The organism is Hymenobacter citatus (assembly GCF_014333615.1).
GTDB lineage: Bacteria > Bacteroidota > Bacteroidia > Cytophagales > Hymenobacteraceae > Hymenobacter > Hymenobacter citatus.
In genome coordinates this window covers 152,590-164,563 of sequence record NZ_JACSCY010000004.1, presented here as the reverse complement: position 1 = coordinate 164,563, position 11,974 = coordinate 152,590, and the positions used below count along the sequence as shown (strand labels likewise).

Here is an 11,974-nt window from a genome sequence, read left to right as displayed (position 1 = left end):
GTCATCCTGAGCGCAGCGAAGGACCTTATCACGTTGAACAGTTATCGTAACAACGACTCGTTCTCGCGTGGTAAGGTCCTTCGCTGCGCTCAGGATGACAACCTTTTTTACTTCCTACCCCCACACCCGCCTACCCTCACACGCCCTTACTCCTCCCCTTCATTATCCGTCATCGATTCGCCCTCATCCGTGAGAATGGCTAGCAGCTCGGCTACTTCGCCGGCCTTTGCAGGCTCCTGCATTTTCTCGAAGCTGAGTTGCAAGTTGCGCAGGGCGCGCCGCACGATGTCGAGGTGCGAGCAGGGCTCGAAGAACACCTCGTTGGGCGTGAGGTTGAGCTGGGCAATGTAATGCTCGATATCCGTGCGGGTGAGGATGAGGCCGCGGTTGTAGCAGTTGATGTAAAACGGCTCTACGTTAGGATTAGTGGGTCGGAACAGCAGTACAAACAGGTTTGGCAGGTTCACGCCATAGATGGGCAACATTAGGCGCTGTGCCACCAATAAGTAAATCACGCAGAGCGTGAGCGGGTTGCCGCGCCGGGTTTCCAGCACTAGGTGCAACATGGAGTTGGCCGGCGAGTGGAAATTCTGGGTATTGGCCGCCAGCTTGTGCGTGCGGAACAGCACGTGGTTGAGAACCTGCACTTGGTCGGCGGGGTGCATGCCGGGGCGCATCTGGGTCCAGGCCTCAAAGCGCAACTGCTCAATGGCGCGGTTCAGAGCCTGAAAATCGGCGTCGGGATACTGGTAGGAGTTCAGCAGCCACATACCCTCCAGCAGACTGTCGCCGCCGGTGTCGCGCCACACGCGCAGGCGCTGCTTCAGCCCATCGAATTGCAGGTTATGAATGAGGTCTTCGAGGCGCTGCTGTTGCTGCGGGTCCAGTGTTTCTTCCCACGATTCTTCCAAAAACGGAATGATACTTTCTCCCAGATTCTGGATAGTACCCTGAATCTGAGGCGCTACTTCCGGATCATCGAGCAGAGAGATAAGGGCCTTTATTTCTTTGTTGGTCATAGACATGGCCGATACTTCGGCGGCGGGAGCCAGAACTGGCAGAGCGGAGATACTGAATAAAAGTAGCCGGTTTGATGCTCCGCACCAAACCGGCTACTTTCAACACCATTAACTACGGCAAATGTTCATTTAAAAGCTACTGACGCGTCATTTTCGACTACGCAGCCCGTCATGCGGAGCGAAGTCGAAGCATCTCGCGTGCTGACAGCAGATAGTAATTCGTCATGCTGAGCGGAGCCGAAGCATCCCTACCGTAAGTTGTTCTTAACGATTTGGATTACCGTTGCGGTAGAGATGCTTCACTACGCTCAGCATGACGAATTACTACCACGCGAGATTTCTCCCGCTGGTCGAAATGACGTTCTGACTTTACAACCCCAGCAAATTCAGGTTGTCCTTGGCCAGATCCAGGATTTCGTTGCCGCGGCCGCTCATCACGGCTTTCAAAGCATAGAGGCTGAAGCCTTTGGCCTGCTCCAGCTCAATGGTAGGCGGCATAGACAATTCGGCGCGCTTCACAATAGCGTCAATCACAACCGGGCCGGGGTGGGCAAAGGCTTCTGTCAGAGACGCGTGCAGGTCGGCGGGGTCAGCTACCCGTATTCCACGGATGCCGACGCTTTCGGCTAGCATAGCAAAGTTGGGATTGTCGAGGGTCGTTTCAAAGGGCAGCAGGCCCGCTTCTTTCATCTCCAACTCCACGAAACCCAGGGAGCTGTTGTTGTAGATGATGAGCTTCACAGGCAGGTTCAACTGCTTCAGCGTCAGCAGGTCGCCGAGTAACATAGCAAAGCCGCCATCGCCAGCCAGGGCTACTACCTGCCGGCCGGGATAAACTAATTGCGCCCCGATGGCCTGGGGCATGGCATTGGCCATGCTACCGTGGTTGAAAGAGCCCAGCAACCGGCGCTGGCCATTCATGGTGAGGTAGCGGGCTGCCCACACAGTAGGTGTGCCCACGTCGCAGGTGAACACAGCATCTTCCGCGGCCAGCTCATTGACCAGCTTAGTGAGGTACTGCGGGTGCATGGAGTCGTCGCCGGGCTTGCCGATGGCCAGCTCATCCAGATTTTCGCGTGAGTCTTTGTAATCCGACAAAGCCTTATCCAGGTGCGCCCGCTCGGTTTTGGTGGTGAGACGGGGTAGGAGTTGTCGAATAGTTTCGCCCACGTCGCCGGCCAGGCCAATGTCTACCCGTGTACGACGGCCGATGTGCTCGGCGCGGCAGTCCACCTGAATGGTTTTGGTTTTGTGCGGCAGAAACTGGGTATAGGGAAAGTCAGTGCCCAGCATCAGCAGCACGTCGGCATCCATAATGGCGTGATAGCCCGAGGCAAAACCCAGCAGCCCGGTCATGCCCACATCGAAAGGATTTTCATATTCGATATATTCTTTGCCGCGTAGGGCGTGCACGATGGGTGCTTTTAGGGCGCTGGCTACCTGCATCAGCTCGGCGTGCGCCTGGGCACAGCCGGCCCCAGCCAGAATGGTCACTTTCTCCGCCTCATTCAGCATAGTAGAAGCGTCGGCTACATCGGTATCCGAAGGGCGCAAGGTAGCCGAGCGGTGCCGGGCAGGTAGGCGCGGCTCGGGCGCTTCCACCTCCATTTCCGACACGTCGCCGGGCAGCACAATCACGGCCACGCCGCGCTTCACCAGGGCCGTTTGGATGGCGCTTTCAATCACGCGCACGGCCTGTTCGGGGGTCGAAATCAGCTCGCAATAGTCGCTACACTCCTGAAACAAGCGCTCGGGATGGGTTTCCTGAAAATACTGCGTCCCGATTTCCACGCTTGGAATTTGGGAGGCGATGGCCAGCACTGGCACGCGGCTGCGGTGGCAGTCGTAGAGGCCATTGATGAGGTGAGTATTGCCGGGGCCACAGCTACCAGCGCACACAGCTAGCTCTTGGGTGAGGTGGGCTTCGGCGCCGGCCGCAAAGGCGCCGGCTTCTTCGTGCCGTACATGCACCCAGCCAATGCCGTCGCGCTGCCGGATAACGTCCGTCACGCCGTTGAGGGAGTCGCCTACCACGCCGTACACGCGCTGCACGCCGGCGGCCAGCAGGGTATCAATCAGAATTTCGGATACTTTCTTCTTCGCCATCGTCTTCGGTTTTCGTTTCGAAGGCTATACGGGAAGCCGAGGGGTAGGGAGACGCTTTACCGGATTAGAACAGAAGGTTATAGCAGGAATACGCCGAGGCCACGTTCAATAAGGACGGTTTCGCTTTTCCAGAGCCGTAGATTCACAGCTGCTTGGAGTTTCTAAAACACCACAGAATGACGCACCCTACTTATTCAACCACTGACACTCTCAAACAGCTTGTTTGCAAAGTAATGGCCACCGCCTACTATCAGCAGTACACACGAGATGATGGCTAGTATGATGATCATCCCGAAGGCCTCGAAGAAACTCAGCACAATTGCATCACCAGGATTTTCCTTATCATATACAATCCGTACTTGTTCGCCTACCTCCCATGCTGCTGGATTGGAAGAAGAAGTCTGGGTATAAATAAATTCCTGGTTGCCGGGTGTAGTATAGCTAAAAACTGCCCTGTACGTAGTATCGCCGTCACTGTCTTTTTCACGATCTACTCTGACAACTGTTGCCATCGTACTTTCCTGGTTTTTAATAGTATACACCCTGCTTTTCAGAGCAAGCAGGCTAACTAGTAAGAAAAATATGCCTGCTATAAAGATTATATTGTAGCCCATCTACTTTTTATCCTACCATGCTGTGACGAAACGTATTTCTTGCAAGAGAGCAAATACTTGTAGCAGCAGAGCACCTGAATACACGCTCAGTTGCCTTGCCAGAAATTCATAAAGTGCGCGTCACGAGGCGCGACTATTACGTACGCTATTTTTCCTACCCCAGCAGCCCGGCCAGGCCCTTCACGTTCAGCCGGGCAAATTTGCGCACGCGCTCAAATGTTTCTATTGTGGCGGCCAGCTCCTCGTCTTCGGGTAGCTTGGTGGGCACGTGCGTGGTGAGTAAGGCAAACACGCTGGCTGCTATATCCATGTAGCCCAACAGCAGTAAGTACAGCTGTTTCTTTTCGTCCTCGGTGTAGCTTTTCGTCCGGATGGCTTTCACCAGCGTGCCGAGCTGGGTGGTTTCGTCGGTGTACAGGTCGCGCAGGACACGGCGAGCCTGCTGGTAGTCTGCTTGCTGTTCCTCAGTAGCGGCGTGCAGGGCAAATGGAAACGCCTCTACGAAAGCCGTAGCCGCCAGGAAAGACTTCTCGGCGCCATACACGGCAGCCAGGTGTTTTTGCAGACTGGTCCAGAGGCCGGTGCGGGCTTTTTCGAAAGCGGAAGGGGTAGGCTCGGTCATGCTTGGCAAAGCTGAATGAGCGGCAAAGGTAGGCGATAGGTAATTTTTAAGCCCGCTGTTATAGTCAGCATAGTTTTCCAGCGCGAAGGTTTCTCCCGAAGCTAGCAGCTCCCGCAGCCGCGTCAGCATCAGCCGCCCAGCCTGCACGCTCACCGTTTCGGGCTGAAAGGGTGAGATGCCACGCGCTATTTCGTCGGCACTTACAAACTCCCGGCAGTCCAGCAGATTCGGGAGCAGGGCGTAGGCGGCAGTAGTTTTGCCTGCGCCACTACAGCTATTCTGCTGGGTGCAGAACGTTGCTTGGGGTTAGACATTTGCTCGTTACCTATTGAATATTTCAATATACCTATCAGAGAGAACGTAAAAGCAGTTTGGAGCCTGATCTTTTATGGCTTGCTCAGCTATGGAGCGTAATACCGGCGCTCTATCGGATAAGCGGCGACTCGCTACTGACGCCCACTCATCAATTGTTGGAACGTGAATAATAACGACACAATTACCTCCTCCAAACTCATAATAGAGCTTCAGACAGTAGTGTTCATCTTTATAGAGAAGATAGCCACTACGTCCTTGGCTTATATATTCTTGCTTAGATTCCATACTGCTCTCACACCTGAATTACCCCCACATTATACGCCTTTTCTATCGGCGCGTGATTGGCCGCCGCTATGCCCTGTGAAATCACCTTGCGCGTTTCCAGCGGGTCGATAATAGCATCTACCCACAGCCGGGCGGCGGCGTAGTAAGGCGAAAGTTGCTCCTCGTAGCGGGCTTTGATGGTATCGAGGAGTTCCTTCTCGGCTTCGGGCGTGATTTCCTGGCCTTTGGCTTTCAGAGAGGCTACTTGTATTTGCAGGAGCGTATTGGCAGCGGCGGCCCCGCTCATCACGGCTAGTTGGGCAGTTGGCCAGGCCACGATCAGGCGCGGGTCGTAGGCTTTGCCGCACATGGCGTAGTTGCCGGCGCCATAGCTGTTGCCTACCACCACCGAAAACTTGGGTACCACCGAGTTAGCCATGGCATTCACCATCTTCGCGCCGTCCTTGATGATGCCGCCCTGCTCGCTCTGGCTGCCTACCATAAAGCCCGACACATCGTGCAGAAACACCAGCGGAATCCGCTTCTGGTTGCAGTTCATGATGAACCGGGCGGCTTTGTCGGCCGAGTCGGAGTAGATGACGCCGCCCATCTGCATGCCGGTTTTCTTCGATTTCACGATTTTACGCTGGTTGGCTACAATGCCCACGGCCCAGCCGTCGATGCGGGCCAGGCCGCAAATGAGCGTCTGGCCGTAGAGGTCTTTGTAGGGCTCAAACTCCGAATTATCGACCAGCCGGTTGATGATGTCCATCATATCGTAAGGCTTGGCGCGGTCGGCGGGTAGCAGGCCGTAGATGTCCTGCGGATTCTCTTTCGGCGCGGCAGGTGTGGCGCGGCTGAAACCAGCTTTGGGCGTGTCACCTAGCTTATCGAATATGTTGCGGATGTGGTCGAGACATTCTTCATCGGTAGCAAACTTATAGTCCGTAACGCCCGAAATTTCGGAGTGTGTGGTGGCTCCACCCAGCGTTTCGTTGTCGATGGTTTCGCCAATGGCCGATTTCACCAGATAGGAACCAGCCAGAAACACTGAGCCGGTGCCCTCCACAATCATGGCCTCGTCGGACATGATAGGCAGGTAGGCGCCGCCCGCCACGCACGGTCCCATAATGGCCGAAATCTGCACAATGCCCATGCTACTCATCACCGCGTTGTTGCGGAAGATGCGGCCGAAATGCTCCTTGTCTGGGAAAATCTCGTCCTGCATGGGTAGGTATACCCCCGCCGAATCGACCAGGTAGATGATGGGTAGGCGGTTTTCGATGCTAATTTCTTGGGCCCGCAGGTTTTTCTTAGCCGTGATGGGAAACCATGCACCGGCTTTCACGGTGGCATCGTTGGCCACTACCACGCATTGCCTACCCTGTACGTAGCCCAGCACCACCACTACCCCACCGCTAGGGCAGCCACCTTCTTCGGCATACATACCTTCGCCTGCAAACGCGCCTACCTCTACCATTTCTGCATCCTTATCGAGCAGGTAGGCTATCCGCTCGCGGGCAGTTAGCTTGCCCTTAGCCTTGTGCGCAGCTATGCGCTTCTCGCCTCCGCCCAGCGCTACTTTCTGTAAGCGTTTCGAGAGCTGGTAGGTGAGTTGCTTGAGGTGGTCTTCGTTTTTGTTGAATTCAACATCCATGGGTGGGTGGGGTGGAATGGTGAAGTGGTGAGTTTGTGAAGCTGTGAATGGTAGTACGTCTGTCATCCTGAGCAGATCGAAGGACCTTATGCACGCAGCACGACAGGCGTAACAACGACTCGTGCGAACGTGAGAAAATTCTTCGCTTCACTCAGACCGACAGATGATTCATAATTTCACAAACTCACCACTTCACTATTTCACCAATGGCAATAAAGCGATAAATCCGCCTGTTGGGGCGGATTTCAAAGCTATCAAAATAACTGAATGTCTATTGGCCGGCGGGTGTGGTAGCAGGCTGCACAATGCCACCAGGCGTGCCATCTACCCGCTTCGTGTCGATTTCAACCTCGCCGTTCGGCTTTTTGGTTACTTCCTTTTTCACTTTATCCTTGCCACCACCAAATACGGAGAAGTGCACGTAGCGCTTAGGGTTGGCCTGGAAGTCGGTGAGCAGGGAATTGGTGCTGGCTGCCGTGGCGTTGAGGTTGTTGTAGAGCGAATCATCGTTCATCAACTTATTAAGCGAGCCTTGTTGGTTGGATAAACCTTGGTTCAGGGTAGTCATGGCCGTTTGTGCTTCGGTCATGGTGGCGTTGAGCTTACGCATGGTAGGGCCAATGGGCGCCCGCTTCAGCGAGTCGCTGAGCTGGTTGAAGTTGGCCGCAATCTTGTCAAATTTCTGGCTGGTTACGGCCAGGTCGTGGGTAAGGCGGGCCATGTTGGTGGTAATCTGGTTGATGTTGCGCTGGTTCATCAACAACAAATTCTTGAACGCCTCCGACGACCCTTCCGCATTTTGCAAGGTTTGCTGCAAGCTCAAACGAGCATCCTTGCTCAGGAAGCTATTCACTTTAATCAGCGTGGAGTCGACGGTGCCCAGCACGGGTAGGGCTTTCGCTTGAAACGCATCCGTAATGCTGGCTACCGTGTAGGAGCGCAGCTCCTCGCCGCCGTCGTACACCTTCGAGTTTTTGCCCAGAAACAGCGTGATGGTCTTACTACCCAACAACGAGCCCGATAAGCTGGCCGTGGTAGAGTCGCCCACTACTACGTCTTTGGCCAGCTCCAGCGCCACTTTCACGCGGTTGTGCTCGCTAGGCAGCAGTTCCATCTGCTTCACCTGCCCTACCTTGATACCGTTGAGCACCACTGGGTTGCCCACGGCTAGACCGTCCACGTTATCGTATTTGGCGTAGTAAGTGCGGTCTGAAGAAAGCAGGTTAGAGCCTTTCAGAAAGTTGAAACCAATGAACAGGATTGCTATGGCTACGATACCCAGCAACGCTACTTTTATTTCTTTTGACACGTTCGGTCAGAATAAAGATGAGATAATAAGGCACTGGGAAACTGAAAAGGCTGATGCAACAGATGGATGAACTATCCTTCGCTGGTGCCCTCCAACTCGTCACGATACGTGCGGAAAGCACGGTATATTCCCGAGGCCATATACGACTGCCCCGATTTATCGTTGAGGTATTGTTCTTCGTTGCGGTTGGTCAAGAAACCTAACTCGATGAGTACCGACGGCATAGCCGTTTTCCAGAGCACCAGGAAGCCCGCTTGCTTTACGCCGCGCGAGTGGCGCTGCACACGGGTTTTAAACTCTGCGTCAATGTGTTGCGCAAAACGGATGCTGTTCACCATGTAGGCGCTCTGAAACAGCGAGAACAGAATATGACTCTGGGGCGAACGGGGGTCGAAGCCGTTATAGCGCTCTTTATAATCGTCTTCCTGCAAAATTACGGCGTTTTCACGCTTAGCAACGGCCAAATTAGCGTCTGTTTTGTGCGGGCCCATGGTCCAGACCTCCGTGCCGTAGGCCACCGACGGCCCCGAGTTGCAGTGCACCGAAATAAACAGGTCGGCATTGTGCTTGTTGGCGATGCCGGCGCGGTCGGCCAGTTCCACAAACACATCGGTTTTGCGGGTGTATACCACTTTCACGTCGGGCATATTCTGCTCGATGAGACGCCCCAACTCCAACACGGTTTTTAGGGCTACCTGGGCCTCGCGGGCCGAGGTGCCAGCGCAGCCTCTATCTTTGCCACCGTGCCCGGCATCAAGCACTACCGTCCTGATCCGGTACTTTTGAGGTGGTACGGTAGATGTGTGCGCCACCACACCCGGCGCAAGGGCCACCGACGGTCCGGCAAAAAACACCAGCACAGCGGTGCAGACAATGACAATATTCCGCACAGTTTTCGTTAGTTGGAGCAGCTACCCGCTACCTTTGTAAGCAGCCACAAAATAAACGAATTAAAACTACGTGGCCCGGACCATCCCCTTGTCTTCCGTATTCTTTTTACGCTTTATCCGGCAGCTATTGCCCTCCACTATCCTGCTGCTACTCTTATGGGTAGGGGTAGTTGGGCATGCAGTAGCCCAAACCAATAAGCGTCCGCAAACCACCGCCACACCGGCCAACGCCGACGTGCGACGCGACCCCATCATTCGGCCCAATGCCAATGATACCGCCCGTGCCGTAACGCTGCAACCCGTGCCCGATTCTGTGCGCGTAGCCGACTCGCTGCGACTGGCGGCGCGGCCCAAAGGCCCGATTCAAACTACTGTTAAATACGCCGCCAAAGACTCCATCGAGTTCGATATCGACGCCAAGATTGCCAAGCTCTACGACAAGGCAACTGTTGATTACGGCGACATGTCGCTGAAAGCGGCCATCATCACCGTCGACTATAATAAGAATTTGATGTCGGCCGTGGGGGTGCCCGATTCTACGGGGCGCACGCAGGGGCAGCCACTGTTCAAGCAGGGCGCCACCACCTACCAGGCCGGCAAGATTGACTACAACTTCAAAACCCGCAAAGGCAAAATTGGGGAAGTAGTCACCCAGCAGGGCGAGGGATTTGTACACGCCGAGGTGGTCAAGAAAAACGACTTAGACGAGATATATGGCCGCAACGGCCGCTATACTACGTGTAATCTGGCTCATCCGCACTTCTATATCAACACGGCCAAGATGAAGGTTATACCAGGCCAGAAGGTAATTACCGGTCCGTTCAACCTGGTGATTGGCGGTATTCCTACCCCTCTTGGCCTGCCGTTTGGCTACTTCCCTACCCCGCGTAAGGGAAGAGCGTCGGGCCTGATCATCCCCACCTTTGGGCAGAGCGCCGACCGGGGCTTTTTCCTACGCAACGGCGGCTACTACTGGGTGCCCAACCAGAACATCGGCATCCGCTTTACCGGCGATGTATACTCCGGCAATGCTGAAACCTTTGGTGGCTTCCGCGGGCAAGCCGAGGCCCAGTACACTAAGCGCTACGCCTATTCCGGCCTGTTCAGCTTCAGCTACGACCAGCGCCCGGCTCAACGCATTCTGAATCCGGGGGGTATACAGCTGGAAAGTACGGCAGGCCGCGTGTACACGCCCCGCACGTTCTGGCTAAGCTGGTCGCACACGCCGGTAGCACGCCCCGGCGGCGGCCGCTTCTCAGCCAGCGTGCAGGCAGGTAGCAACAACTACAACCGGCAAAACAACTTCAACGCCCGCAACTACCTTACGCCAGCATTCAGCTCCAACATCACCTACTCCAAGCAGCTGCGTTACCTACCCATCAATTACTCCATCCAGGCTAGCCAAAGCCAGAATACCACCACCGGCACGATGGACTTCACCCTGCCCGACGTGACAGTAGGTGTGGCTCGTCAGTACCTGTATAGTCTGGTAGGTCTACAACCTAAAGGACGATTCTACGAGCAGTTTGCCGTGGCGTATACCCTCACGGCCCGCAACCAAATCAGCAATTCTATTCCGTCGCGGGTATTGGAGGGCGGAGCTATACCGCTTATCGGTGGCACCAATACTTCGCAAATCCTACCCGTAAAGCTGTCCAACATCAACACGCTGCTGCGCAACGCACAAACCGGCATTCAGCACCAGTTTCAGATTTCGTTGGGTAGCTATACGGCCGATCAATTTTTTGGTGGCTTGCTCGACCGGGTAGCCTTTCTGAAATACCTGACCGTACAGCCATCCGTCAACTATGGCGAAACCTGGTACTTCAAACGTTTGGACTACAGTTACTCAGAAGAGGCACGCGCCGTGCGGATTGATACCGTCACGGGCTTCAACCGGGTCTATAACTACTCAGGCGGTGTAAACCTGGGCACTAATTTATATGGTATCTATCAGATCAAGGGGAAGAAAATCGAGGCCATTCGCCACAAGATTACGCCCAGCCTGAACTATCAATATTCTCCCAACTTTGCTGCGAATGATGCCTACTTCACGCTGCTGAATACGGGTACGCTGGTGAACTCGCAGGGCTTACAGTATAACCAATTCAAAACCGAAAAGGGGGTGCCAGTGCGGGACCGGAGTGGTAACCTCGTCCCTCTTAACCCTGGCGTTCCTGTCAATCAACTGGCCCTATCGCGCTACAACGGTTTTGCCTACGGTGTGCCCAGCGGCACACGCACCAGCGCCCTGACTTTCTCTCTTCAGAACTCTCTGGAAATGAAGGTGCGTGATGACCAGGATACCACTGGCACTACCCCTTTCAAAAAAGTAAGCCTGATTGATGGCTTCGACTTTAGCACTGGCTACAACTTTGCGGTCGATTCGCTGAATTTCGCGCCGATTACCGCCACGTTTCGCACGCAGGTGGCGCGCAAGCTTAATATCCTGATCAATGGTAATTTTGTGGTATATCAGCGCGACTCTACGGGCGTGCTGATTAACCGCTACCTATTCGATCAACCCAAGCGGCGTCTTGCTCGCCTCACCACGGCTGCGGTACAGCTTTCCTACCAGTTCAACCCAACATCCGGTAATAAAAAGTCGACGGTACCGCGCGCTGTGGCGCCCACCAACGACCCCATGCTAGGTACCCCCATTCCTGTGAATCCTTATGAGGATTATGTGGATTTCACGCTACCTTGGGAGCTGAGCACCAGCTTCACCGCCAGCTATGTAGACCCCGGTACCCGCGCTACCAGCTTGTACTACACACGGCCGGTGCCCCTTACAGCTGTAGCGCTCAGCCTGAGCGGCTCCGTGAAGCTCACCGATAACCTGCGCCTAGGCTACAGCACGGGCTACGATTTCAAGAACAACACGGTCACGTTCACCTCCCTCGACTTCTCGCGCGACCTCCACTGCTGGCAGATCACCGGCAACTGGCGCCCCTTTGGTTATACGCAGGGCTACTACGTGACTATTGCGGCTAAATCGGCGCTGTTGCAGAGCCTGAAGCTGAACCGCAACAAGACATTCCTGAACAACTAAAGGCCGGATAGTGGAGTGGTACCGCTTAAATCCTGATTTTTTAGGAGCTTTGGGCCTTGTTCCTGCTGCTGCGTGAGTTTCTGGTGCTGTAAATTGTTTGCACCGCTTCTTGCCTATACATAAGCA

Annotated in this window: 8 protein-coding genes; 1 reads left to right on the top strand and 7 read right to left on the bottom strand. The window is 54.8% G+C overall.

Annotated features, from left to right (window positions below; translation table 11 throughout):
- Positions 1-146: 146 nt before the first annotated feature.
- The 7 genes from H8B15_RS06995 to H8B15_RS06965 all read right to left on the bottom strand — a co-directional run bounded on the left by H8B15_RS06995 (position 147) and on the right by H8B15_RS06965 (position 8,739).
- Positions 147-1,019, bottom strand: coding sequence for a transglutaminase-like domain-containing protein (locus tag H8B15_RS06995; protein ID WP_187318958.1), 873 nt, complete (start codon positions 1,017-1,019; stop codon positions 147-149).
- A 369-nt stretch (positions 1,020-1,388) separates the two neighbouring features.
- Positions 1,389-3,125, bottom strand: a complete 1,737-nt coding sequence (gene poxB, locus H8B15_RS06990) for a ubiquinone-dependent pyruvate dehydrogenase (RefSeq protein WP_187318957.1) — start codon at positions 3,123-3,125, stop codon at positions 1,389-1,391.
- Between the two features lie 194 nt (positions 3,126-3,319).
- Positions 3,320-3,637, bottom strand: coding sequence for a DUF3592 domain-containing protein (locus H8B15_RS06985; RefSeq protein WP_425489787.1), 318 nt, complete (start codon positions 3,635-3,637; stop codon positions 3,320-3,322).
- Between the two features lie 256 nt (positions 3,638-3,893).
- A complete protein-coding gene (locus H8B15_RS06980) occupies positions 3,894-4,514 on the bottom strand; it encodes a hypothetical protein (protein WP_187318955.1) in 621 nt (206 codons plus the stop codon).
- 454 nt (positions 4,515-4,968) lie between these two features.
- Entirely contained in the window at positions 4,969-6,597 is a 1,629-nt protein-coding gene (locus H8B15_RS06975; protein ID WP_187318954.1) for an acyl-CoA carboxylase subunit beta, read from the bottom strand.
- Between the two features lie 271 nt (positions 6,598-6,868).
- Positions 6,869-7,906: an MlaD family protein gene (locus H8B15_RS06970; RefSeq protein ID WP_187318953.1), complete on the bottom strand. Its 1,038-nt coding sequence runs from the start codon at positions 7,904-7,906 to the stop codon at positions 6,869-6,871.
- 71 nt (positions 7,907-7,977) lie between these two features.
- Positions 7,978-8,739: an N-acetylmuramoyl-L-alanine amidase family protein gene (locus H8B15_RS06965; RefSeq protein ID WP_425489790.1), complete on the bottom strand. Its 762-nt coding sequence runs from the start codon at positions 8,737-8,739 to the stop codon at positions 7,978-7,980.
- Positions 8,740-8,884: 145 nt separating this feature from the next.
- Here H8B15_RS06965 and H8B15_RS06960 point away from each other — a divergent pair, with 145 nt between their 5' ends.
- Entirely contained in the window at positions 8,885-11,848 is a 2,964-nt protein-coding gene (locus tag H8B15_RS06960; protein WP_187318952.1) for a putative LPS assembly protein LptD, read from the top strand.
- The last annotated feature ends 126 nt before the right edge of the window (positions 11,849-11,974 follow it).